Annotated in this window: 24 protein-coding genes and 1 pseudogene; 19 read left to right on the forward strand and 6 right to left on the reverse strand. The window is 67.9% G+C overall.

Annotated features, from left to right (window positions below; genetic code table 11):
- Positions 1 to 11: 11 nt before the first annotated feature.
- Complete coding sequence (locus ABD923_RS15095) at positions 12 to 1,097, reverse strand: PA0069 family radical SAM protein (RefSeq protein WP_345229523.1); 1,086 nt, start codon at positions 1,095 to 1,097, stop codon at positions 12 to 14.
- Between the two features lie 149 nt (positions 1,098 to 1,246).
- Between ABD923_RS15095 and ABD923_RS15100 the strand changes: the two genes are divergently transcribed.
- The 10 genes from ABD923_RS15100 (at position 1,247) to ABD923_RS15145 (ending at position 10,108) form a co-directional block, all read left to right on the forward strand.
- Positions 1,247 to 1,954: a corrinoid protein gene (locus tag ABD923_RS15100; protein WP_259552864.1), complete on the forward strand. Its 708-nt coding sequence runs from the start codon at positions 1,247 to 1,249 to the stop codon at positions 1,952 to 1,954.
- Positions 1,955 to 2,090: 136 nt separating this feature from the next.
- On the forward strand, positions 2,091 to 2,825 hold the full coding sequence (locus ABD923_RS15105) for a metallophosphoesterase family protein (protein ID WP_259552863.1): 735 nt from the start codon (positions 2,091 to 2,093) through the stop codon (positions 2,823 to 2,825).
- Positions 2,825 to 3,682 carry an EamA family transporter gene (locus ABD923_RS15110; protein WP_259552861.1) on the forward strand — a complete coding sequence of 286 codons (858 nt, stop codon included), beginning with the start codon at positions 2,825 to 2,827 and terminating at the stop codon, positions 3,680 to 3,682. Before ABD923_RS15105 ends, ABD923_RS15110 begins: the two co-directional genes overlap by 1 nt.
- A 54-nt stretch (positions 3,683 to 3,736) precedes the next feature.
- A complete protein-coding gene (locus ABD923_RS15115; protein WP_259552859.1) occupies positions 3,737 to 3,901 on the forward strand; it encodes a hypothetical protein in 165 nt (54 codons plus the stop codon).
- Positions 3,898 to 4,527, forward strand: a complete 630-nt coding sequence (locus tag ABD923_RS15120; RefSeq protein WP_259552857.1) for a DUF1638 domain-containing protein — start codon at positions 3,898 to 3,900, stop codon at positions 4,525 to 4,527. Before ABD923_RS15115 ends, ABD923_RS15120 begins: the two co-directional genes overlap by 4 nt.
- A gap of 323 nt (positions 4,528 to 4,850) precedes the next feature.
- Positions 4,851 to 5,753, forward strand: a complete 903-nt coding sequence (locus ABD923_RS15125) for a DMT family transporter (protein WP_259552855.1) — start codon at positions 4,851 to 4,853, stop codon at positions 5,751 to 5,753.
- A gap of 42 nt (positions 5,754 to 5,795) precedes the next feature.
- Positions 5,796 to 7,073 carry a phosphopyruvate hydratase gene (eno, locus tag ABD923_RS15130; protein WP_259552846.1) on the forward strand — a complete coding sequence of 426 codons (1,278 nt, stop codon included), beginning with the start codon at positions 5,796 to 5,798 and terminating at the stop codon, positions 7,071 to 7,073.
- Positions 7,074 to 7,228: 155 nt separating this feature from the next.
- Entirely contained in the window at positions 7,229 to 8,671 is a 1,443-nt protein-coding gene (locus tag ABD923_RS15135; RefSeq protein WP_259552843.1) for a sensor histidine kinase, read from the forward strand.
- An 82-nt stretch (positions 8,672 to 8,753) separates the two neighbouring features.
- Positions 8,754 to 9,164 carry a hypothetical protein gene (locus ABD923_RS15140; RefSeq protein WP_259552835.1) on the forward strand — a complete coding sequence of 137 codons (411 nt, stop codon included), beginning with the start codon at positions 8,754 to 8,756 and terminating at the stop codon, positions 9,162 to 9,164.
- Positions 9,161 to 10,108, forward strand: coding sequence for a sterol desaturase family protein (locus ABD923_RS15145; protein WP_259552834.1), 948 nt, complete (start codon positions 9,161 to 9,163; stop codon positions 10,106 to 10,108). The genes ABD923_RS15140 and ABD923_RS15145 overlap by 4 nt, the downstream gene beginning before the upstream one ends.
- Here the strand turns inward: ABD923_RS15145 and ABD923_RS15150 are convergent.
- Positions 10,078 to 11,139: an NAD(P)/FAD-dependent oxidoreductase gene (locus ABD923_RS15150; RefSeq protein ID WP_259552833.1), complete on the reverse strand. Its 1,062-nt coding sequence runs from the start codon at positions 11,137 to 11,139 to the stop codon at positions 10,078 to 10,080. The two genes, ABD923_RS15145 and ABD923_RS15150, sit on opposite strands and share 31 nt — an antisense overlap.
- 74 nt (positions 11,140 to 11,213) lie before the next feature.
- On the opposite strand from ABD923_RS15150, the gene ABD923_RS15155 reads away from it, so the two are divergent.
- Positions 11,214 to 11,636 (forward strand): cupin domain-containing protein, encoded by a 423-nt coding sequence (locus ABD923_RS15155; RefSeq protein WP_259552831.1) that lies wholly within the window; start codon positions 11,214 to 11,216, stop codon positions 11,634 to 11,636.
- A gap of 169 nt (positions 11,637 to 11,805) precedes the next feature.
- Here the strand turns inward: ABD923_RS15155 and ABD923_RS15160 are convergent, their stop codons facing one another.
- Positions 11,806 to 12,903, reverse strand: coding sequence for an anhydro-N-acetylmuramic acid kinase (locus tag ABD923_RS15160; protein WP_259552830.1), 1,098 nt, complete (start codon positions 12,901 to 12,903; stop codon positions 11,806 to 11,808).
- 53 nt (positions 12,904 to 12,956) lie between these two features.
- Here ABD923_RS15160 and tyrS point away from each other — a divergent pair, with 53 nt between their 5' ends.
- Together tyrS and ABD923_RS19165 are read left to right on the forward strand one after the other, a co-directional pair.
- Positions 12,957 to 14,210, forward strand: a complete 1,254-nt coding sequence (gene tyrS / locus ABD923_RS15165) for a tyrosine--tRNA ligase (RefSeq protein WP_259552828.1) — start codon at positions 12,957 to 12,959, stop codon at positions 14,208 to 14,210.
- A gap of 433 nt (positions 14,211 to 14,643) precedes the next feature.
- Positions 14,644 to 14,985, forward strand: a pseudogene (locus ABD923_RS19165) (GNAT family N-acetyltransferase); the annotation flags it as partial.
- A gap of 252 nt (positions 14,986 to 15,237) precedes the next feature.
- Here ABD923_RS19165 and ABD923_RS15175 read toward each other — a convergent pair.
- The 3 genes from ABD923_RS15175 to ABD923_RS15185 form a co-directional block, all read right to left on the reverse strand.
- Complete coding sequence (locus tag ABD923_RS15175) at positions 15,238 to 15,966, reverse strand: hypothetical protein (RefSeq protein WP_259552824.1); 729 nt, start codon at positions 15,964 to 15,966, stop codon at positions 15,238 to 15,240.
- A gap of 66 nt (positions 15,967 to 16,032) precedes the next feature.
- A complete protein-coding gene (locus tag ABD923_RS15180) occupies positions 16,033 to 16,776 on the reverse strand; it encodes a GNAT family N-acetyltransferase (RefSeq protein ID WP_259552823.1) in 744 nt (247 codons plus the stop codon).
- A gap of 140 nt (positions 16,777 to 16,916) precedes the next feature.
- Positions 16,917 to 17,384 (reverse strand): outer membrane protein assembly factor BamE, encoded by a 468-nt coding sequence (locus ABD923_RS15185; RefSeq protein WP_259552814.1) that lies wholly within the window; start codon positions 17,382 to 17,384, stop codon positions 16,917 to 16,919.
- A gap of 171 nt (positions 17,385 to 17,555) precedes the next feature.
- On the opposite strand from ABD923_RS15185, the gene ABD923_RS15190 reads away from it, so the two are divergent.
- The 6 genes from ABD923_RS15190 (at position 17,556) to ABD923_RS15215 (ending at position 21,991) form a co-directional block, all read left to right on the forward strand.
- On the forward strand, positions 17,556 to 18,128 hold the full coding sequence (locus ABD923_RS15190) for a YceD family protein (protein WP_259552804.1): 573 nt from the start codon (positions 17,556 to 17,558) through the stop codon (positions 18,126 to 18,128).
- Positions 18,129 to 18,372: 244 nt separating this feature from the next.
- Positions 18,373 to 18,579, forward strand: coding sequence for a 50S ribosomal protein L32 (gene rpmF / locus ABD923_RS15195; RefSeq protein WP_222187046.1), 207 nt, complete (start codon positions 18,373 to 18,375; stop codon positions 18,577 to 18,579).
- A 24-nt stretch (positions 18,580 to 18,603) separates the two neighbouring features.
- Complete coding sequence (gene plsX / locus ABD923_RS15200; RefSeq protein ID WP_259552802.1) at positions 18,604 to 19,710, forward strand: phosphate acyltransferase PlsX; 1,107 nt, start codon at positions 18,604 to 18,606, stop codon at positions 19,708 to 19,710.
- The gene (locus ABD923_RS15205; protein WP_259552781.1) at positions 19,707 to 20,681 is read left to right on the forward strand and encodes a beta-ketoacyl-ACP synthase III; all 975 of its coding nucleotides are present in this window, start codon (positions 19,707 to 19,709) and stop codon (positions 20,679 to 20,681) included. Before plsX ends, ABD923_RS15205 begins: the two co-directional genes overlap by 4 nt.
- Before the next feature lie 99 nt (positions 20,682 to 20,780).
- Positions 20,781 to 21,083, forward strand: a complete 303-nt coding sequence (ihfA, locus tag ABD923_RS15210) for an integration host factor subunit alpha (protein WP_222187043.1) — start codon at positions 20,781 to 20,783, stop codon at positions 21,081 to 21,083.
- A gap of 86 nt (positions 21,084 to 21,169) precedes the next feature.
- Positions 21,170 to 21,991: a MerR family transcriptional regulator gene (locus tag ABD923_RS15215; RefSeq protein WP_259552780.1), complete on the forward strand. Its 822-nt coding sequence runs from the start codon at positions 21,170 to 21,172 to the stop codon at positions 21,989 to 21,991.
- Positions 21,992 to 22,022 lie beyond the last annotated feature (31 nt).

Consider the following 22,022-nt stretch of genomic DNA (forward strand, 5'->3'; position numbering starts at 1 on the left):
GGTCCCTTCCGTTACAGCAGGTCCAGTTGATCACCCGGTCGCGGCGGGCGGTGAAACAGGTCGCAGCGCAGGCGCGGCTGTTCGGTATCGAGGCCCAGCGCCCGGGTCGCGCGGGCAACGCGCTGCTGGATCAGCTCCGCCCAGATCCCCTGCCCTTTCAGGCGCTTGCCCCATTCGGGATCATAGTCGCGCCCGCCATGCATGTCGCGGATCTTGGACATGATGCGCGCGGCCCTGTCCGGGTAATGTTCGGCCAGCCAGTCGGCCCACAGCCCCGCCACCTCGCGCGGCAGGCGCAGGGGAATGGTCGAGGCGGCCACCGCGCCCGCCTCGCGCGCGGCGCTCAGGATCGCTTCCAGCTCATGATCGCTCAGCCCCGGCACCAGCGGAGAGGCCATGACCCGCACCGGGCACCCCGCCCGTGCCAGCGTCTCGATGGCGCGCAACCGGCGCGCGGGCGACGGCACGCGCGGCTCCATCCGGCGCGATAACTCGGGGTCCAGCGTCGTGATGGAAATCCCCACGCGCGCCAGCCCCGCCAGCCCCATCTCGCCCAAGATATCCGCGTCACGTTCGATCAGCGCCCCCTTGGTCACCACGGCGACCGGGTGGCGATAGTCGGATAGCACCTGCAGCAGCGCGCGCATGATGCGCCGCTCGCGTTCGATCGGCTGGTAGGGATCGGTGTTGGTGCCGATGGCGATGACCTTGGGCACGTAACTTGGCGCACGAAGTTCCCGCTCCAGCACCCGGGGCGCCTCGGGGCGCGCGATCAGCCGGGTTTCGAAATCGAGGCCGGGGGACAGGCCCAGATAGGCATGGCTGGGCCGGGCAAAGCAGTAGATGCAGCCATGCTCGCACCCCCGATAAGGGTTGATCGACCGGTCGAAACTGAGGTCGGGCGAGGTGTTGCGCGTGATGACCTTGCGCGGCACCTCGTCTGAAACCTCGGTGCGCAAAAGCGGCGCATCCTCCCCGTCGCCATGCCATCCATCGGGTTCGGCCACGCGGTCGAAGCGTTCGAACCGCCCGGCATGGTTGGCCGTGGCCGCCCGTCCACGCCGACGCGCCGTTGTCATGTCGGGGTCATGCACCATGGCGCGAAACTAGAACATACAGGGAACATTCTCAAGCGCAGGTCGCGGCCTGCAAGAACCATGTCGCAAATCGCCATGTGCGCCCGCCGCAATTGACTAGGTATCTGGCTCAGGCCATGTGGCCGGGCCCGCATGAAGGAGACGCGCGGATGTCCGAAGAAGAGGACGACATCATCCTGTCGGAACTGGATGACGAGGAACTCGTCCAGCAAATGTTCGACGACCTCTATGACGGGTTGAAGGAAGAGATCGAGGAAGCGGTTCACATCCTGCTCGACCGCGGGTGGGAGCCGTATGACATCCTGACCAAGGCCCTAGTGGGCGGCATGACCATCGTCGGCAACGATTTCCGCGACGGGATCCTCTTCGTGCCCGAGGTGCTGATGGCGGCCGGCGCGATGAAGGGCGGCATGGCCATCCTCAAGCCGCTGCTGGCCGAAACAGGCGCACCGCGCATCGGCAAGATGGTGATCGGCACCGTCAAGGGCGACATCCACGATATCGGCAAGAACCTCGTGTCGATGATGATGGAAGGCGCAGGGTTCGAAGTGGTCGACCTCGGCATCAACAACCCGGTCGAAGCCTATCTCGAAGCGCTGGAGACCGAAGGTCCGGATATCCTCGGCATGTCGGCGCTGCTGACCACCACGATGCCCTACATGAAGGTCGTCATCGACACGATGACCGAGAAAGGCATCCGCGACGATTACATCGTTCTGGTCGGCGGCGCGCCTTTGAACGAGGAATTCGGCCGCGCCATCGGGGCCGACGCCTATTGCCGGGATGCCGCCGTGGCGGTGGAGACGGCCAAGGAATTCGTCCTGCGCAAGCACAACCAGATGGCCGCCGGCGCCTGACGCCCCGGAGCATATGGCATCGAGACGGGCGGCGCGACACGGGCGCCGCCCTTTTTCGTTTCGCAGGGTGAGGCTTGTGAAGAGGCGCGCCCTCTTTGGGCTTGCAGGCGCCGTGCCATAGGTCTTTTGTCGCCGCATGACCCTCTATGCCATCGGCGATATCCACGGACACCTGACCAAGCTGCGCGCGGCGCACGCCCGCATCGACGCGGACCGGGCCGCCCATGGCACCGGCTCGGCCCCGCTGATCCATATCGGCGATCTGGTGGATCGCGGGCCGGACAGCGCGGGCGTGATCGCCTACCTGATGCGCCTGCGGGCAAGCGATCCGCGCATTGTCACGCTGACCGGCAATCACGACGCCATGCTGACGCGCTGGCTGGAGACGGGGCCCGGCCCCGATCCGCGCGACCCGCCGCATGTGCGCTACCTCTCCGACAAGGCCGGCGGCGGTGCAACGCTGGCCTCCTACGATGTCGATCCGACAGGGCCGCCCGACGAGGTGCATGAAGAGGCCGTCGCCCGCATTCCGCGCGCCCATCGCGAGTTCCTTGCGGGCTTGCCGCGCTGGCACCGAGCGGGGGAGTGCCTGTTCGTACATGCGGGCATCCGCCCCGGCATCCCGTTCGAGGACCAAGACCCCGAGGAGCTGATCTGGATCCGCGACGGGTTCCTCGACGACCCGCACGATCACGGGCCTCTGGTCGTGCATGGCCATACCCCGGTCGAGGATGTCACCCATGCAGGCAACCGGCTGGCCATCGACACCGGCGCGGCCTATGGCGGGCCGCTTTCGGCGGTGGCGATAGAGGGGCGCGACGTGTTCCTGCTGACCGAGGACGGACGCCTGCCCGTCCCGCGCCCGCGCTGATGCCCGCCCGCGACATCCTGCTGGTGCTGGTGGTCGTCCTCGCCTGGGGGTCGAACTTCACCGCGATGAAGATCGGGCTGGAGGAGTTGCCGCCGCTTCTGTTCGTCGGATTGCGTTTCGCGATCCTGCTGCCGCTTCTGGCCTTCTTCCGCAAACCCGCGCCCTGGTGGACGATCCTCGGCGTGGGCGCGTTCATCAACACCGGGCAATTCGCGTTTCTGTTCACCGCGATGCGGGCCGACGTAACGGCGGGGCTGGCCAGCCTGATCCTGCAAAGCCAGGCCCCGATCACCATCATCCTGGCCGCGATCTTCTTTCGCGAACGGGTCCGCTGGGTGCAGGCGGTGGGGATCGCGCTGGCCTGCGCGGGCCTTGCGCTGTTCGGGATCGCGGGGGGCGGCAATGTCACCCTGTTGGGGCTTGGCCTCATCCTGATCGGCGCGCTTTCCTGGGCCTGCGGCAACCTCGTGCTGCGCAAATCGCCCGGCGTGAACATGACCGCGTTGTTTGTCTGGGCGAGCCTCGTGCCGCCCCTGCCCATGCTGGGCCTGTCGCTGGCCTGGGAGGGGAGCGACCCGTTCGGCCAGATCGCGGCACTCAGCCTCACGGGCTGGCTGGCGGTGGCCTATGTCGCCTTCATCTCGACGGTGCTGGGCTTTTCGATCTGGGGCAACCTCCTGTCGCGCCACCCTGCGGCCTCGGTCACGCCCTTCGCGCTGCTGATCCCGGTGGTGGGCCTTACGGTCGCTGCGCTCGTTCTGGGCGAAACCATCACCGGGGGCGAGGCGCTGGCGGCGCTGGTGGTGCTGTCGGGGCTGGTCCTGGCCGTTCTGGGGCCGCGTTTCGTCGCGCGCTGACCTTCACGCCCGCCCGGCGCAGCCCCATATTGGTCGCGTGAAAGAGGACACCCCATGCCCCCTGCCCGTTTCGCCCTGATCCTTGGCCTCGTCATCACCGCCGCCGCCGCAACTGTGGCGCTTGCGGCTTGGGTCGGCCCGGTGGCGGGCGGTGCGTCGATGGGCGGCCTCCTGCTTGCGGCCCTTGTCGCCCGCGCATTGCTGGGACGCCGCGCGTGACCTGGCTCGACGATGTCGAACTGACCGAGCATGGCCTGCCGCCCGAGGGGCGTGGCCGTGTCCTGCTGATCGGCTGCGGGGCGCTGGCGCGCGAAGTGCTGGCGTTGAAGGCCGCGAATGGCTGGGATCACCTCGACCTCGCCTGCCTGCCCGCGATCCTGCACAACCACCCCGAGAAGATCCCCGATGCCGTCGCACAGGAGGTGGCGGCGAACCGGGGCGATTACGCGCAGATCTTCGTGCTCTACGCCGATTGCGGCACGGGCGGTCTGTTGCAGGCGCGCTGCGCCGAGCTGGGAGTCGAGATGCTGGACGGCCCGCATTGCTACAGCTTTTTCGAGGGGAATGAGGTGTTCGCCGAACGGGGCGAGATGACGGCCTTCTACCTGACGGATTTCCTTGTCCGGCAATTCGATGCCTTCGTGACGCGCCCGCTCGGCCTCGACCGGCACCCGGGGCTTCGGGACATGTATTTCGGGAATTACGAGACACTGGTCTACCAGGCCCAGACCGACGACCCCGCGCTGACGGAAAAGGCGCGCGCCTGTGCCGAGCGGCTGGGGCTGGGGTTCGAGCGGCGGTTCACCGGCTACGGCGACCTGGAAACGGCCCTGCGGCGGCTTTGAGTCCTCGGGGGATTGCGCCGGGCCTGCGGCCCGTCGCCCCGCGCGGGCTGCGCCCGCGTTGGGGGCTCTGCCCCCGCCGCCTTTGGCGGCTCCCCCGGCATATTTTTCCGGATAAAGATGGGTGCAGGTCCGGGCGCGGCGTGACACCGAACGCAGACAGAAGCCGGGACAGGAACATCGGGCGCAAGGCCGACACGGGGCCGCAGAAAATTGCCGAATTTTCTGCTCGGGCGGCGTCGCGCGGGATCGGAGGCGATCCAGCCGGTCTTTCCCTCGCCGCGGCGGCGATGTAGGCCAGCCAGGACCCACCCGCGAGGACAGAAATGGATAACATCAAGGGCATGGCATGGATGACATTGGCGATGCTGGCCTTCGCGCTGGCCGATATGTTCATCAAGATGACGGTCGACCGCCTGCCCGTGGGCGAGGTGATTCTGTTCTTCGGCGTCGGCGGGGCGCTGGTTTTCGGGGTCGCGGCCAGGATGCAGGGGGCGAACCTTGCCTCTCCGGCCTTCCTGTCCAAGCCGGTTCTCGCGCGCAATGCCTCGGAAATCCTCGGCACGGTCTGTTTCGTCATCGCCCTGTCGAAGATCGAACTGGCGACGCTGTCCTCGGTCATCATGTCGTCGCCGCTGCTCGTGACGCTCGGCGCCGCCGTGATCCTGGGCGAGCATGTGGGCTGGCGGCGCTGGCTTGCCATCGGGATCGGGATGGTCGGCGTGCTGGTCATCCTGCGCCCCGGCCTGTCCGGGTTCGAGCCGGCAGCGCTTTGGGCCGTGGGGGCGGCGATCGGCCTGTCGGGCCGTGACCTCGCCACGCGGCCCATCCCGCGCGAGATCTCGACGCTGCTGCTGGGGTGCTGGGGCTTTCTCGCCGCCGCCAGCGCGGGGGCGGTGCTGCTGATCCTCTTCGGCGGCGCCGTGATGCCCGACGCAACTGAAACCGCGCAGCTTTTCGGCGCGCTGGCCTGTGCGCTGGTGGCCTATTACGCGATCACCGCGGCCATGCGGGTGGGCGAGATCGGCGTTGTGTCCCCCTTCCGCTACACGCGGCTTGTCTTTGCCTTCATCATCGCCGCCGTCGTCTTCGGCGAGCGCCCGGATGCGGCGACCCTGATCGGCGCGGGCATCGTGATCGCCACGGGCCTTTATACGTTCTGGCGCGAAACGGCGGCGCGGCGGGCTGTGGCGACCTCCCCCCTTCCCACGGGACGCCCCGGGCGTTAGACCCTGCGGCAACCGAAACGGCTGCAAGCGGAGCTGCCCCACATGAGCTACATCATCGACATCCACGCGCGCGAAATCCTCGACAGCCGTGGCAACCCGACCGTCGAAGTGGACGTCACGCTGGAAGACGGCACCCTGGGTCGCGCCGCCGTGCCCTCGGGCGCGTCGACCGGCGTGCATGAGGCCGTCGAGCGCCGCGACGGCGACAAGGCCCGCTACATGGGCAAGGGCGTGCTGGAGGCCGTGGCCGCCGTGAACGGCGAGATCGCCGAGGCACTGGTGGGGTTCGACGCCACCGAGCAGGAGGCCATCGACGCCGCCATGTGCGAGCTGGACGGCACCGAGAACAAGGGCCGGCTGGGCGCAAACGCCATCCTCGGCGTTAGCCTCGCCACCGCCAAGGCCGCGGCCGATTTCACCGCGCAGCCGCTGTATCGCTACGTCGGCGGCACCGCTGCCCATGTCCTTCCCGTGCCCATGATGAACATCATCAATGGCGGCGAGCATGCCGACAACCCGATCGACATCCAGGAATTCATGATCATGCCGGTCGCGGCCTCCTCGGTCGCCGAAGCCGTGCGCATGGGGGCCGAGGTGTTTCACACGCTGAAGAAAGAGCTGTCGGCGGCGGGCCTGTCCACGGGCATCGGCGACGAGGGCGGCTTTGCGCCCAACCTGAACTCCACCCGCGACGCGCTGGATTTCATCCTGCGCTCGATCGAGAAGGCGGGCTACACGCCGGGCGACGACATCATGCTGGCGCTCGACTGCGCCTCGACCGAGTATTTCAAGGACGGCAAATACGTCATGGCGGGCGAAGGCAAGACGCTCTCGGCCGAGGAAAACGTCGCCTATCTCGAGGCGCTCTGCGGGGATTACCCGATCCTGTCCATCGAGGATGGCTGCTCCGAGGATGACTGGGAAGGCTGGAAGATGCTGACCGACACGCTGGGCGACCGCGTGCAGCTGGTGGGCGACGACCTGTTCGTGACCAACCCCGCGCGCCTGGCCGAAGGGATCGAGAAGGGCTGCGGCAATTCCCTGCTGGTGAAGGTCAACCAGATCGGCACCCTGTCCGAGACCATGGCCGCCGTGAACCTCGCCCATCGCAACCGCATGACCTGCGTCATGTCGCACCGCTCGGGCGAGACCGAGGACGCCACTATCGCGGACCTCGCCGTGGCCACGAATTGCGGACAGATCAAGACCGGGTCGCTGGCGCGCTCGGACCGGCTGGCGAAATACAACCAGTTGATCCGCATCGAGGAAATGCTGGACGAGACCGCGCATTACGCGGGCAAGGGCATCCTGCGCGGCTGAGCCTGCCGCCTGAATGACGCTTTCGAAAAGGCCGGGTCCAAAAACCCGGCCTTTTCCACATCCCGCTTGCATCACCCCAAAAGGTAAACCCGGGCAATGCAACGCTTTCTCTGGACCTCGGGGGGCGTGCGTTTCAATCTGGGCATGGAATGAACATGGTCCCGCAACCCCACGGCCCACCCGGCCACGCGCAAGCGCCCGCCACGCCCGAGGCTGTTGCGCCCCCTACCGGCGGCACGGGCGCGACGCGGGACCTTCATCCGCAGATGGCGCTTCTGATCGAGGCCGATGGCAGCCATTGGACGGAGATGATCTTTCGCTGGTCGGGGATCACGGCCGGCGGCTTCCTGGCCTGGTTCTTCTCGGGCGACTGGCTGTGCCTTGCTTGGATCGTCTCCTACCTTACCCTGAACGCGGTCTATCTTGTCGCGCTTTCGGGCGTCGAACGACCGGTAGGGCGCAATCGCTACCTTCTGGCGCTCCTCCTGAATTTTTCGCTCTCGGGGCTCTACACCGCGCTGCCCGTCTATCTGGTGACGTTCTCCGATCCGGCGCTGCATTTCATCGGCATCGTCGGCTTCCTGGCGCTTGCACTGCACAATCTGGTGCAGCACCGCGGCCTCGGGATCGTCGCCGTGTGGGACCAGGGGCTGATCGTGATCGGCGGCGGGGTGGTGGCGAACGATCTCTACCAGGGTGCCGAAAGCTGGCCTGAGCAAGTCATGGTCGTGACCGGCACCATTATCCTGATGGCCTACTTCCTGCTCAGCTACCGCTCGAACATCGCCGTTCACAATCGGCTGAGACGGGCCGAGCGGTTGCGCGCCGAGGGCCAGAAGATGGAGGCCGTGGGGCGGCTGACCGGGGGCGTGGCGCATGATTTCAACAACATCCTGACCGTCATCCTCGGCAATCTGGACCTCTACCGCGAGATCGAGGATCGGACCGAGCGCGACCAGTTGATCGACGAGGTCGAAAAGGCCGCCCGCCGCGCCGCCACGCTCACCGCGCAACTGCTGGCCTTTTCGCGGCGCGCGACGCTTTTGCCCGAGACCATCCGGCTGCCGGGCTACCTCGACAGCCTCGGCGCGATGCTGAACCGCGTCCTGCCGGCCAATGTCGATCTGGACATCCACCTTCCCGCCGCGACGCTGACCGTGCATGCCGACCCCAACCTTTTGTCCACGGCCCTTCTGAACCTTGTCATCAACGCGCGCGACGCGATGACCGATGGCGGCACGATCGAGATCTACGCCGAACGCCTGGCCCTCCCGACCCCGCAGACCAAGGGCCCGATGCGCCGCGACGGGCATCGGCTGGTGGGCGAGTTCTGCGCCATCCATGTGTGCGATACCGGGCCGGGTATTCCGCCTGACATGATGGAAGACGTGCTGCATCCTTTCGTCACGACCAAACCCCTGGGACAAGGCTCGGGCCTGGGCCTGTCCATGGTGCTGGGCTTCGCCGAGCAGACCCGTGGAACGCTTCTCCTCGAAAACCGGCCTGAGGGCGGTTTGCAAGCCTCCCTTATCTTGCCCGCGACCGGACCGAACCGCCCCGCCGGAGCCACGCAGGCAAGTTCCGTAACGCTAGCCTGACGCAACGCCCGGTTTGACAGGGCATCCACCAGCGGGAAACATGCCAAGGTCGCGTCACCGGCTTTGGGAGGGGCCGCAACCGATGCAATTGGAATTGCTCCTGGCGCTGGTGTTCGGCGGCATCGCGGGGATCGCGCTGCTGCTGCACCTTTTCGGCTATTCCAGGCCGCTGACCTTTGACGAGGACAGCGCCCGCACCCATTGGTTGCGGCAATACCCTATCAGCCGACCGGGCACCGTCCACCTGTCGCAGGATCGCGCCGCGGCCCTTGTCGAAACGCCCGACGGGCCTGGCCTCGTCTGGGCCATGGGGGCGGATTCCACCGCGCATCTGCTGACCGGCGCCACCCTGCGCACCACGCGACGCGGGCTGCGCATCGACCTGCATGAATTCGCCGCCCCCGGCGTCCGCGTCCGCCTGTCGCCCGAGGCGCGCGAGACCTGGGCACGGCTGATCCCGACACATGAGACGAAAGGGGCCCTGCCCGCATGACCGACCAACTCACCTACCCGGACGTCGTGCAATGGGCCGTGCCGATCTTCATCGCCGCCATCCTGGTCGAGCTGATCTGGATCCATATCTCGGGCCGCGGCGGGCGTTACGAGACGCGCGACGCCGTCACCTCGCTCATCATGGGGGCGGGCAATGTCGCCTCGGGGATCGCACTGGGGTTCATCGCCTGGGGCTTCTTCATGGCGCTCTGGGCGATCACGCCGCTGGATCTCGGCACCTCGCTTTGGGTCGTGGCGCTGTGCTTCGTGCTGGATGACCTGCGCTACTACTGGGTGCACCGCTTCGGGCACCGCATCCGCTGGGTCTGGGCCAGCCACGTGAACCACCATTCCAGCCAGCACTACAACCTGACCACGGCGCTCAGGCAGACATGGACCGGCACCTTCACCTTCATGATGGTGGTGCGCGCACCGCTCATCCTGATGGGCTTTCACCCGGCCATGGTGCTGTTTGTCGGCGGGTTGAACCTGATCTACCAGTTCTGGATCCATACCGAGGCGATCGGTCGGATGCCCCGCTGGGTCGAGGCGGTGATGAACACCCCCTCCCACCACCGCGTGCATCACGGCCGCAACCCGCGCTACCTCGACGCGAATTACGCCGGTGTTTTCATCATCTGGGACAGGATGTTCGGCACCTTCGTGCCCGAGGACGCGGCGGAGAAACCCGATTACGGGCTGGTGCAGAACCTTGGCACCTTCAACCCGATCCGCGTGGCCTTCCATGAATGGGTGGCGATATTCCGCGACCTCTTTCGCCCCGGCCTGACCTGGCGCGAGCGGTGGAACTACGCCGTGAAACCGCCGGGGTGGAGCCATGACGGCTCGCGCCTGACCTCGGACCAGATCAAGGCGCAGGCCATGGGCAATCCCTCTGCGGGCGCGGCAAGCGACTACGCCGCGCCAAACCGCCCCGCGTCATAGGGCGCGACCAGATCCGCATAGGCCTCGCCGCCCGCCATCCGGTCGGCCAGGGCCTCGGCCACGATCGCGGCCAGCGTCACGCCGGAGTGCATCACGGCAAGGTATAACCCCTCCGGCCCCGCCGCCCCGATCACCGGGCGCTTGTCGCCGGGAACGGGCCGCATCGCCACGCCAATCCGCGCCCAGTCGATGGTCACGCGCGGGAACAGCGCCGACACCGCCGCCCGTGCGCTGTCGGCCAGCGCCTCCGGCGGGCGGTCCAATGAGGCGCTCTCATCGCCCTGGTGCGAGACCGAGCCGGGCACGATCAACCGCCCATCCGCGTCCTGCCGGATCTCCCGCTCGGGTGCGACGAGGATCGTGTCGAGCAGCCGTGGCAAAGGTCGGCTGATCATCAACCCGCCCGGACGCGGCAACATGGGGAGCGCGACCCCCAGCGGCTCCACCAGTGCAGGCGCCCCGGCTCCGGCGGCCACCACCACGGCATCGCCCGGCACCATGCCCCATTCCGTGCGCACCCCGGCCACCCGGCCCGCACGCTCCACGATTTCCAGGACGCGCGCGCCGGCCACCTGCCGCGCGCCCGCATCCACGGCACGGGCCATCAGAGCCGCGGCGGCCTGCCCCGGCTCCACCGACCCTTCCGTGGGGCAGACCAGCGCCGCCTCCGGCACCATCGCCAGCCCCGGCACCCGGTCCCGTATGGTCTTCGCCCCGACCCGCTCCACCGGGTAGCCGAACCCCTCCAGTTCCGCTTTCATCGCCTCCAGCGCCGCGCCCTGCACCTCCCAGCTCAACGACCCCTGCCAGTTCAACCCCGGCAGGTCCCCCAGCCGCCGCCATGCCGCCATCCCGGCCTCGCGCAGGCGAAAATGATCGGCATCGAGGGAGAAGCTCGCATTGATCCAGCCAAAGGACTGCGCCGTCGCCCCTGCCCCAGCGTCGATCACCACGACCTCCTGCCCGGCCTGCGCCAAGCGGCAGGCAATCGCCGCCCCGATGATCCCGCCCCCGATGACGATGGTTTTCATGCCCGCGCTCCCGCTCTAGCCTCGGCCCGACGCTAGCGACACCTTCCGCAAGGAACCAGCCCCCGGAGCGCCCCATGACGGCAGACGAGATCATCGCCACCCTCCACCTCGACCCGCACCCCGAGGGCGGCCATTACCGCCAGACCTGGATCGACGAGGGCACCCCCGGCCGCCCCACCGGCACCAGCATCTACTTCCTGCTGAAACAGGGCGAAACCAGCCATTGGCACAAGGTCGATGCCACCGAGATCTGGCACTACCACGCCGGCGCGCCCCTCCTGCTGTCGCTGGCCGGATCCGAGGCCGGCCCCGCCACCGACCACCTGCTCACCCCCGATCTGACGCAAGGCCGCCCGCAGCTGATCGTCCCCAAGGACCACTGGCAAATGGCACGCCCCACAGGCGCCTACACACTGGTCTCCTGCACCGTCTCCCCCGGTTTCCGCTTCGAGGGCTTCACCCTCGCCGCCCCCGGCTTCGACATCCCGCGCGGCTAGAGCCAAATCTTTATCCAATCAAATATGCCGGGGGGTCGTCATTGGAACGCCATTGGTCCGAGAGACAATGGCGACGGGCAGAGCCCCCAAAACCTGAGCCGAGGCCCGCAAGGGCCGCAGGCGAGGCAAGACCAACGCGGCGCCAGCCGCTCCGCTTCATTGGTCGCCCTCAGGGCCGCGACCGCCGACCGCCGCCCACCGGCGCCGCCACCCCCGTCGTGCCCGGCGCGCTGGTGGGCAAGCCACGCATCACCCGCGCGGCAAGATAGGCAAACGCCTGCGCCTCGAGGAAATCGCCGTCGAGGCCCACCGCCTCCATCGGCTCCACCGGGCAGGAGAGCGTCGCCCGCAAGCCCTGCATCAGGCCCGCATTATGCCGCCCGCCGCCCGTGACCAGCACGCGCGCGGGCAAGGATGGCAGATGCTGCATCCCCACCCCCACCGCCGAGACGCAGAGCGCGGCCAGCGTCGCCGCCCCGTCGGCATCGGACAGCCCGTCGAGACACTCCAGCAGCCCCGAGAAGTCGTCCCGGTCCAGCGATTTCGGCGGCATCCGGGCGAAATACCGCTCGCCCAGCGCCGCGCGCAGCACGTCGCGGTCGGGCCGCCCGCGCAAGGCCAGCGCCCCGCCCTCGTCGCGCGGCCCCAAGCCCCGCGCCACCATGAAATCGTCGATCGGTGCATTCGCAGGCCCCGTGTCGAAGGCGATGCAGGCCCCCGGCACCTCCGGCCCCGAGGCCAGCGGGTCCACCCAGGTGATGTTGCCCACCCCGCCCAGGTTCAGGAACGCCACAGGCGCTTCGGCCCCGATCCAGTGCGCGCAGGCCCAGTGATAGAACGGCGCAAGCGGTGCGCCCTGCCCGCCCAACTCCATGTCCGTGCTGCGAAAATCCCAGATCACCTGCCGCCCCGAGGCCTTGGCCAGCCGCGCGCCATCGCCCGCCTGGTGCGTGCGCCCGCCCTCCGGGTCATGGGCCAGCGTCTGCCCGTGAAAGCCCAGCGCCTCGACCTCCTCCAGCCCCTCCAGGGCCTCCAGATGCGCCGCCTCGACCACGCGCGCCGCCGCCTCGGCCCGCCCGTCCCCGGGCCATGTGCCGAACCCCTCGCGGATCACCGCGCGCTCGGCCTCGGTATAGGGGCGATAGCGCGTCTCGCCGAAGCCGGTGACGCTCACACCGTCGGTTTCGATCACGGCCAGGTCCACGCCATCCAGCGACGTGCCCGACATCGCGCCCGCCATGCGCCACCGCTGCCCCTTTTCCTTCATGCCCGCGCCCGTTATAGCCAGCTTTCACCACCGCAGCATGGACGCAAAGTGCGATGACCTACCAGCCCAAATCCGACTTCCTGCGCATCATCAAGGAGCGTGGGTTCCTGGCCGACTGCACCGACCTGCAGGGCCTTGACGAGAAACTGATCGAGGGGCCGGTCACCGCCTATATCGGCTATGACGCCACCGCGCAGTCGCTGCATGTCGGGCACCTGTTGAACATCATGCTGCTGCGCTGGTTCCAGAAGACCGGCAACCGCCCCATCACCCTGATGGGCGGCGGCACGACCAAGGTGGGCGACCCCAGCTTTCGCGCCGATGAGCGCCCGCTTCTGACGCCCACCCAGATCGACGCCAATATCGCGGGCATGAACCGCGTCTTCGCGCGCTACCTCGATTACGGCCAACCGCCCACCGGCGCGGTGATGATGAACAACGCCGATTGGCTCGACGGGCTGAACTACCTCGACTTCCTGCGCGATATCGGGCGGCATTTCTCGGTCAACCGGATGCTCAGCTTCGAAAGCGTGAAATCGCGGCTCGACCGCGAACAATCGCTCAGCTTCCTCGAATTCAACTACATGATCCTGCAGGCCTACGATTTCCTCGAACTGTACCGCCGCGAGGGCTGCGTGCTGCAGATGGGCGGCTCGGACCAATGGGGCAATATCGTCAACGGAATCGACCTGACCCGCCGCGTGCTGGATCAGGAGATCTACGGCCTGACCACGCCGCTTCTGACCACCTCGGACGGGCGCAAGATGGGCAAGAGCCAGGGCGGCGCGACATGGCTCTCCGCCGAATTGCTCAGCCCCTACGAGTTCTGGCAGTTCTGGCGCAACACGACCGATGCCGATGTGGGCCGGTTCCTGAAGCTCTACACCGAGTTGCCGGTCGCCGAATGCGACCGCCTCGGCGCGCTGGAAGGCTCCGAGATCAACGAGGCCAAGATCCTGCTTGCCAACGAGGTCACGACCCTTCTGCACGGGGCCGAGGCCGCGCAAGCCGCCGAGGCGACCGCGCGCGAGGTGTTCGAGAAGGGCGGCATGGGCGAGGATCTTCCCACCCTGACGCTCTCGGCGGACGAGGTCGGCGATGGCATTTCGGTGGTGCAACTCATCACCCGCTCGGGCCTCGCCAAATCCGGCAAGGAGGCCAAGCGCCTGATCGCCGACAATGGCGCGCGGCTGAACGACGAACCGCTCACCGATGCGGGGCTGATGGTCTCGGCCTCCGACCTGGCCCAGCCGATCAAGCTGTCGGCCGGCAAGAAGCGGCACGCGCTGGTCGAGCTGGGAAACTGATCCGCGCTTAACCGGATCTTCATCATGGGCGCGTAGGGTCGTGCCCATGCTTGAGTCTACCGATTTTCATGCGAGTCGCCCTGACGCGACCTGCCTTGCCGTGCTGCCCGGCGTGCCACTCCAGCAAAGCGCGCTGTGGTTCGCGGCCTGCGCCCACCTCGGTGCCGACAGCCGCCCGGTGCCCGGATGGCCCGGATGTCGCGCGCTTTTGCGACGCGTGCCGCTGCTGGGGCCGGTGGCGATGCTGTCGCGCCCGACAGGCGATCTCGCCCCCGGCTTGGCCCCTGGGCTGCGCGCCGATCTGGGCGCGCGGCATCTGGTCATCCATGCGGACAGGCCCGCACAGGCGCAGGTTCTCGCCCGCGCCGGCTATCGGCGGATCGCCGGGCCGCGTTGGATCGCCGAGCTTGCCCTGTCCCCCGATCTCGACCGAATGGCCGCACGCCTCGATCCCCGCTTCCGAAACCGGGTGCGCCGCGCGCTTTGCGGCGGGCTGCATGTCACCCGCCGCCCCTTCCCCGCCGATCCGGGTCACTGGCTGCTGCGCGCCGAACACCGTGCCGCGCGCCGCCTCGGCTACCGCCCGCTGCCCCCCGTCCTGATCGCGGCGCTGGCCGCCGCCCACCCCGGCGGGGCGCAGCTTTTCACCGCGCATCTGGCCGGGCAGCGCGTGGCCGCGATGCTGTTCCTGCGCCACGGACGCCGCGCCACCTACCAGATCGGCTGGTCCCGCCCCGAGGGGCGCGCGGCCTCGGCCGGAAACCTGCTTCTCTGGCGCGCCATGGTGGAGCTTCAGGCCCTGGGCTGCGACGCGCTCGACCTTGGCGCTGCCGATCCCGTCGCCGCCCCGGGCCTCGCCCTTTTCAAGCGCCATGCAGGTGCGCAGAGTCGCCCCCTCGGCGGCACGTGGCTCGATACCGCCCTGTTGCGGCCCCGCCGGACGAAGGGCGCTGAACCGCCGGGGCGCCAGCCCCGGCGCGGATCGCGCGCGCCAGCGCGGGAAACCTCTGCCGATGAGCTCGCGCCGTCAGGTCTCGCGCGTCACCGGCATCCCCAACTCGCGCTCCAGCTGCCTCAGCAGGGCCACGACGCGCGGGTTGCGTGTGCTGCCGACGGCGGCCTCCACCTCTTTCCTCCGCCCCTTGCGACCGGCGCGGATCAGGTCCATCGGACTCATCCCGCCGGTCGAGGTCTGGGCGCTGCCATGCAGGTAGATCGTCCGGCCCGGATCGGGGTGGCGCAACTCGATCACGTCGAGCGGCACCGCTTTGGAACTGCCCACGCCGGACGGGTCGAACCCGGTCACATGGCCGATCCGGTGGTGGATATCGCGATAGGCGCTCAACGGTTCCTTCCACGTCTCCACGGCCTTGCCGCTCCGGTCGGTCACCCGGACCTTGCGCTTGGTGATCTCGACCTCGCGGCGCCATTGCAGCGTGCCGTTCATCTTGCGCCGGATCTGCGGCCCGACCAGCACGAGGAGAACGATCACGATCAACCCGGCCGCACGCAGCTGGCCCCCGTCCAGCACCCCGCTCGACAGGTTCGCGACAAGGATCGCGACCAGCAGCACGGCCATGAACACGCCAAAAACCAGGGGGGCGGTGGCGGCATTGAGCCGAAACCCCGACCGCCCCGGCGCACCCGCGCCGTAGGACCAGCGCCAAGGCCGGGCACCGGGGCTCAGGCGCGGCATCGGGCCGATCCGCTCAGCGGCCGGCAAGTCGGTCAGAAGGGTTTCGACTTTGTTGGGCATGGGATCTTCTCGGTCTTGAGGTCCCTTTTCGCAAAACACCGCGCGGGCGTCAGGTGGCGCGATTCCCTACCCCGCCACCATCCGCAGCAGCCGCGCGCGCCCGGGCGGCACGGCGCGAATCTCCAGCCCCGTGAAGACATGCAGCGTGCCGAGGTCGCGGTCGATCACCGCGTGGTCGCTGACCCAGCCGCCCATCAGCAGGTACGTGCGCAGAAGCGGCGGCATCTTGGCCTGCGCGCGCTTCAGGTCGGGCTTGCGCCGAAGCCGCTTGGCGAAATCGAAAACGGCGGGCGCCTTGACCCGCGGCAGCCAGCGCGGCGGCGCAAGGTGCCGGTCGCGCAGCAGTGCGAAAGCGTCGTAATAGTCCCGCGCCTCGGTCCCGTGGAAGGACGAGCAGCCGAACAGCATCTCGACCCCCTGTTCATCGACATAGGAGGTCATCGCGCCCCAGGCCACGCGCAGGATATCGGGGTCGCGCCGGTCCGGGTCGATGCAGAAGCGTCCCATCTCGACCATCGGCCCGTCGAATTCGGACAGGGCCGACAATTCGTAGAATTGCGCCGAGTAGCTCCGCCCGATCTCGGCCCCGGAGGGCAGGTGCAGCATCCGGAAACAGCACACCAGCGCCCCGGTCCTGGCCTCTTCGATCAGGACATGGGCGCAGGCCGCGTCGAAATCGTCGCTGTCGCGCCCGTCACCGGGGGTGCCCTGCCCCCGGAACGCGCGCCACCTCAGCCGCTGCGCCGCCTCGATATCGTCCGGCGTCGAGGCCAGCCGCGCCCGATAGCGTCCTTTCGCGAGGTTCAGCATTCTCGCACCTCCTGCCCTGCCGAGACTCGCCCCGGTCCTAGCGGCCCCGAATGACGGGGATTTGACACGAGATGAAAATGACCTCTGCGGCGTGTCGCGGCAAGCAACGCCTTGCCGCACACGACACCTTCTTCAAGAAATCAGAGTGTGTCGCCAAGATTGATCCGGCCGAAATTCGAAAGAAGCTGCTGGAAGAAGCCGAGGTTCTCGACCGTGGCCGCGGTCGTGCGGCGCGAAAGCTGCACATACTGCCCGTCTTCCAGGCCGAATCGTTCGACATTGCTGACCCGGCCGCCGGCATCGAAGGAGATGGCGACGATATCGCGCTCGATCACCTCGGGGGCGCGATAGGTGAAGTTCCGCACGCGATAGGCGGTGTAAAACCACGCCTCGTCCCGCATGACACCGGACGTCGCGGGGCGGCCCACCGTTTCGGCAACCTGCTCGCGGCTGTCGCCGATCTGCACCTGTGCAAGGTCCTCGGCCGGCGGAACGTATCCGTGATTGTCATAGGTCGCCGAACAGGCCGCCAGCCCAAGACCAAGCGCCATGGCCAGCGCGATCCGGCGGCTGTTGCGGGAAAGACGGGTGGCGAATGTGGTGCCCATGGTGCCTCTGATCTCTCTCTGCCCGAACCGATCCGGGTCCGGCTGCGACTTGCACGGCGCGTCTGGCCTTTGTATCGCCTTAACTTATGGCAGACGACGGGGCAAGTTCAGCGCCTGACCCGGCTTGCCCAGCCCGCTGTCCCCTTTTTCCGCCCGACAGGAGCCGCCGGAATGACGACCGAGACCCCGAAGGCCACGCCACCACTGACGCCCGCGCGCCTGTCGCGCGCCGCCTCGCATGGCTTTTCCCTGACCCCCGACGCCACAGAGCGCGCCGCGCTGGCCGAGGAGCTTGGCATCGACGGCATCCGCAAATTGCGCTTCGAGGGCGAGTTGATCCCCGAGGGCAAGGCCGATTGGCGGCTTGAGGCGACGCTCGGCGCGACGGTCGTGCAGCCCTGCGTCGTGACACTGGACCCGGTCGTCACCCGCATCGACATGCCGATCACGCGCCGATTCCTCGCCGACATGACGCCCCCCGATCCCGACGACAAGGGCGAGGCGGAAATGCCCGAAGACGACACGACGGAACCGCTGCCCGACCGGATCGACCCGGCCTTTGTCATGGCCGAAGCGCTGGCCCTGCACCTGCCGGATTACCCGCGCGCCGAGGGCGCCGACCTTGGCGAAGCCGTCTTTGCCGAGCCGGGCACCGACCCGATGACCGACGAGGATGCCAAGCCCCTGGCCGGTCTGAAGGCGCTGCGCGACAAGCTGGCGGGCGGCGAAAACGGCGACGGCTGAGGCCTCGAAAAAGGCCCTTGGAAAAACGCTTGCATGGCGGGGGAATCCGAGTATGTTCCCGGCCTCATTCGCCCCCGGATGTCGAGTGTGGCGCGCAAGCCCGTGCGCTGCCGAAACGGTGGACCAGATCGGCCCGCCAGACCCGGATCAGCGCCTTGGCGCAAGGGGGCAGACGAGATAAAGAGACGATGGAACACGGGGCCGGCGCGATTGGGCGGGGCCCCTCGAAATTCGAGGTTGAGACATGGCTGTCCCCCAGAACAAGGTCACGCGGTCCCGCCGCAACATGCGCCGCGCCCATGATGCGCTGACCGCGGCCAATCCGAACGAGTGCCCCTCCTGCGGCGAACTCAAGCGCCCCCACCATGTCTGCCCGTCCTGCGGCACCTATAACGACCGTGAGGTCGTGGCCCAGGCCGACGAGATCGATCTCGACGAAGACGCGGCATAAGCCGGTCTCGGCGGCAGGCCGAAGATGGGTGACGGCACGGCACTAACCGGTGACTCGATTCCCGGAACGGTCCTTTCGATCGACGCCATGGGCGGTGATCGGGGACCGTCTGTTGTGATTGACGGCATGGCCGCCGCGGTGGCCAAGAATCCGGACCTGCGGTTCATCCTGCACGGAAACCGCCCGGATCTCGAACGTTTGGTCGAGCGCAAGCGCGGCCTGTCCGAGCGGTGCGAGATCCGCCATGCCGAGGGCGTGGTGCGCATGGACGAGAAACCGTCCAGCGTGCTCCGCCATGGCAAGAACACCTCGATGTGGTCGACCATCGAAGCCGTCCGGGCCGGCGAGGCCGAGGTTGCGATTTCCTGCGGCAACACCGGCGCACTGATGCTGATGTCGATGACACGGCTGCGCAAGATCGAGGGCGTGAATCGTCCGGCCATCGCCTGTCTCTGGCCATCTCGCAACCCGTCGGGCTTCAACGTGATGCTGGACGTGGGCGCCGATATCCGCGCCGATGCCGAGGATCTGCTGCAATACGCGCTGATGGGCGCCAGCTATGCCCGCAACGGCATGGACCTGGCCCGCCCGCGCGTCGGGCTGCTGAATGTCGGCACCGAGGAACACAAGGGCCGCGCCGAGATCAAGGTTGCGGCGGAGTTGATCGCGCGCGTGGCCCCGGCGGCCGATTTCGAATTCGTCGGCTTCGTCGAGGGCGTCGATCTGCCCTCGGACAAGGTGGACGTGATCGTCACCGACGGCTTCACCGGCAATGTCGCGCTGAAGACCGGCGAGGGCACCGCCAAGATGATCAGCGGGCGCCTGCGCGAGGCCTTCACCTACACGCCGCTCAGCCGGATCGCGGCGCTGCTGGCCTATACCTCGCTGCGCCGTCTGTCCAAGAGCATCGACCCCCGCCGCGTGAATGGCGGGGTGTTCCTTGGCCTGAACGGGACGGTGGTGAAATCGCATGGCGCCTCGGACGCGACCGGCGTGGCCGCGGCGATCAAGCTGGCGGCCCGCCTGTCCGCCTCTGATTTCAACAAGCGCCTCGCCGCACGGATTTCGCAGGCTGAACATGCCGCCGCCGCCGCCATGCAGGGCGACCAGGGCAAAGGGGCCGTTGAATGACCTTGCGTGCCGTCCCGGTCGGAATCGGCCACTACCTCCCCTCTCGCGTGGTCGAGAATGCCGAGTTCGAAAAAACGCTCGATACCAGCGACGAGTGGATTCGGTCGCGCTCGGGCATCGAGCGTCGGCATTTCGCCGCCGAGGGCGAGACCACCAGCCAGATGGCCGTCGCCGCCTCGCGCGCCGCGCTGGACATGGCCGGGCTGACCCCGGCCGATATCGACGCCGTCGTCGTCGCCACCTCGACCCCCGACCTGACCTTCCCCTCCGTTGCCACCATGGTGCAGGCGGGCCTCGGGATGGAGGGGGGATTCGCCTTCGACGTGCAGGCGGTCTGCGCGGGATTCGTCTATGCGCTGGCCAATGCGAACGCGCTGATCGTCTCGGGGCAGGCGCGCCGCGTGCTGGTGATCGGGGCGGAAACCTTCAGCCGGATCATGGATTGGGACGACCGCACAACCTGTGTCCTGTTCGGCGATGGCGCGGGCGCGCTGGTGCTGGAAGCGCAGGAGCAGGCGGGCACGGCCGCCGACCGCGGCGTGCTGGCCACCGACCTGCATTCGGATGGCCGGTTCCGCGATCTGCTTTATGTCGATGGCGGCGTCTCGGCCACCGGCTCGGCCGGCGTGCTGAAGATGGAAGGCCGCGAGGTTTTCCGACATGCCGTTGAAAAGCTTGCACAAACCGCGCATTCCGCGCTGGAGAAAGCAGGCGCCACGGCCGAGGATGTCGACTGGATCGTGCCGCACCAGGCGAACCTGCGCATCATTACGCGCACCGCGCAAAAGATGGGTGTCGGCATGGATCGGGTCGTTGTGACGGTCCAGGATCACGGCAATACTTCGGCGGCGTCCATCCCGCTGGCCCTGTCCGTCGGGGTCGCGCGTGGCCAGATCAAGCGCGGCGATCTGCTGGTGGCCGAGGCCATTGGCGGCGGCCTGGCCTGGGGCGCGGTGGTGCTGCGCTGGTAGCGCGGATCCGCGCGCAAACACCGGGCTCCAAACCCCTGCATTGACTTGAGAAATCGCATCCCGCATCTTGGTAGGCAACCAAGGCGGGGGGTGAACGGAATGGCTGGCAAGACTTTGACCCGGATGGACCTGTCCGAAGCGGTGTTCCGCGAAGTGGGCTTGTCGCGCAACGAAAGCGCGCAACTGGTCGAACGTGTGCTCGAAATGATGTCCGACGCGCTGGTCGAGGGCGAACAGGTCAAGATCTCGTCCTTCGGTACGTTCTCGGTCCGGTCGAAATCGGCCCGGGTCGGCCGCAACCCCAAGACCGGCGAAGAGGTTCCGATCAGCCCGCGCCGCGTGCTGACCTTCCGCCCCTCGCACCTGATGAAGGATCGCGTGGCGGCCGGAAACAAGGCCTGAGCCGGCCGGACAAGACAGCGCACAGGTCGGGCCAAACCCGACCGTGACACGAGGATCAGTGCAGGACCCGGGGACAGGACAGGCCCATGAGCAAATCCCCCGATGCGTTTCGAACCATCCGTGAAGTCGCCGACTGGCTCGGCGTCGCCCCTCATGTTCTGCGCTTCTGGGAATCGAAATTCAGCCAGATCCGCCCGGTCAAACGCGCCGGGGGTCGGCGCTATTACCGGCCCGCGGACATGGAATTGGTGGGCGGGATCAAGGTGCTCTTGCATGACCGGGGCATGACGATCCGCGGCGCGCAACGGATGATCCGCGAAGAAGGTGTCGCCGCGGTCATGGCGCTCTCCCCGTCGCCGGACGAGTCGCAAGGCCCCAGCGAACCCATCGAGGGCATCGCCGAAGAGACGGCATGGCAGAGCGATGCCGGGGCCGAGATCGCAGAAGCCGGGGCGGAGCCATCCGCCGACGACGGCCCCGCGACCGAATCCAAACCGGAGCCCGACTTGGCGCCCGAATCCGAACCCGAACTCGACCTGCCGCCCCAGACCGCGCCTGAGCCTGCAAGCCCTGCCCCAACTGAAACGCCAGCAGAAAGCGGCATCGCCGACACGCCGCAACCCGCGCCGGTCGAAATGGGCGCGCCCGATGCGCCAGAAGACAGCGTCGAGAACCAGGCCGCTGCCGAGGCCCCGACCGAAGTCGCCGGGCAAGACGACGCCCCTGCCCCATCCGACACCATCGCACCGGACACCGATGCGCCGAAGCCGGACCAGCCCGATCTCACCCCCGCCGACGCGCTGGACCGGCTGGCACAGCTTGCAACGACAAGGCCGGTGCCCGCGGAAACACTGGCCGCGATGCGCCGCTTGCAGCAGCGTCTCGAAACGCCCCCGGCAGAGCTTTGACCCCGTCTGGCAGCCCCGCCGGAAAACTGCC

Source organism: [Roseibacterium] beibuensis, assembly GCF_039542305.1.
GTDB classification, from domain to species: domain Bacteria; phylum Pseudomonadota; class Alphaproteobacteria; order Rhodobacterales; family Rhodobacteraceae; genus Roseibacterium; species Roseibacterium beibuensis.

Excerpts from the sequence above, each read along its gene's own strand:
- ABD923_RS15095 (WP_345229523.1), bottom strand. The coding sequence starts at position 1,097 with ATGGTGCATGACCCCGACATGACAACGGCGCGTCGGCGTGGACGGGCG.
- ABD923_RS15100 (WP_259552864.1), top strand. The coding sequence starts at position 1,247 with ATGTCCGAAGAAGAGGACGACATCATCCTGTCGGAACTGGATGACGAG.
- ABD923_RS15105 (WP_259552863.1), top strand. The coding sequence starts at position 2,091 with ATGACCCTCTATGCCATCGGCGATATCCACGGACACCTGACCAAGCTG.
- ABD923_RS15110 (WP_259552861.1), top strand. The coding sequence starts at position 2,825 with ATGCCCGCCCGCGACATCCTGCTGGTGCTGGTGGTCGTCCTCGCCTGG.
- ABD923_RS15115 (WP_259552859.1), top strand. The coding sequence starts at position 3,737 with ATGCCCCCTGCCCGTTTCGCCCTGATCCTTGGCCTCGTCATCACCGCC.
- ABD923_RS15125 (WP_259552855.1), top strand. The coding sequence starts at position 4,851 with ATGGATAACATCAAGGGCATGGCATGGATGACATTGGCGATGCTGGCC.
- eno (WP_259552846.1), top strand. The coding sequence starts at position 5,796 with ATGAGCTACATCATCGACATCCACGCGCGCGAAATCCTCGACAGCCGT.
- ABD923_RS15135 (WP_259552843.1), top strand. The coding sequence starts at position 7,229 with ATGGTCCCGCAACCCCACGGCCCACCCGGCCACGCGCAAGCGCCCGCC.
- ABD923_RS15140 (WP_259552835.1), top strand. The coding sequence starts at position 8,754 with ATGCAATTGGAATTGCTCCTGGCGCTGGTGTTCGGCGGCATCGCGGGG.
- ABD923_RS15145 (WP_259552834.1), top strand. The coding sequence starts at position 9,161 with ATGACCGACCAACTCACCTACCCGGACGTCGTGCAATGGGCCGTGCCG.
- ABD923_RS15150 (WP_259552833.1), bottom strand. The coding sequence starts at position 11,139 with ATGAAAACCATCGTCATCGGGGGCGGGATCATCGGGGCGGCGATTGCC.
- ABD923_RS15155 (WP_259552831.1), top strand. The coding sequence starts at position 11,214 with ATGACGGCAGACGAGATCATCGCCACCCTCCACCTCGACCCGCACCCC.
- ABD923_RS15160 (WP_259552830.1), bottom strand. The coding sequence starts at position 12,903 with ATGAAGGAAAAGGGGCAGCGGTGGCGCATGGCGGGCGCGATGTCGGGC.
- tyrS (WP_259552828.1), top strand. The coding sequence starts at position 12,957 with ATGACCTACCAGCCCAAATCCGACTTCCTGCGCATCATCAAGGAGCGT.
- ABD923_RS15175 (WP_259552824.1), bottom strand. The coding sequence starts at position 15,966 with ATGCCCAACAAAGTCGAAACCCTTCTGACCGACTTGCCGGCCGCTGAG.
- ABD923_RS15180 (WP_259552823.1), bottom strand. The coding sequence starts at position 16,776 with ATGCTGAACCTCGCGAAAGGACGCTATCGGGCGCGGCTGGCCTCGACG.
- ABD923_RS15185 (WP_259552814.1), bottom strand. The coding sequence starts at position 17,384 with ATGGGCACCACATTCGCCACCCGTCTTTCCCGCAACAGCCGCCGGATC.
- ABD923_RS15190 (WP_259552804.1), top strand. The coding sequence starts at position 17,556 with ATGACGACCGAGACCCCGAAGGCCACGCCACCACTGACGCCCGCGCGC.
- rpmF (WP_222187046.1), top strand. The coding sequence starts at position 18,373 with ATGGCTGTCCCCCAGAACAAGGTCACGCGGTCCCGCCGCAACATGCGC.
- plsX (WP_259552802.1), top strand. The coding sequence starts at position 18,604 with ATGGGTGACGGCACGGCACTAACCGGTGACTCGATTCCCGGAACGGTC.
- ABD923_RS15205 (WP_259552781.1), top strand. The coding sequence starts at position 19,707 with ATGACCTTGCGTGCCGTCCCGGTCGGAATCGGCCACTACCTCCCCTCT.
- ihfA (WP_222187043.1), top strand. The coding sequence starts at position 20,781 with ATGGCTGGCAAGACTTTGACCCGGATGGACCTGTCCGAAGCGGTGTTC.
- ABD923_RS15215 (WP_259552780.1), top strand. The coding sequence starts at position 21,170 with ATGAGCAAATCCCCCGATGCGTTTCGAACCATCCGTGAAGTCGCCGAC.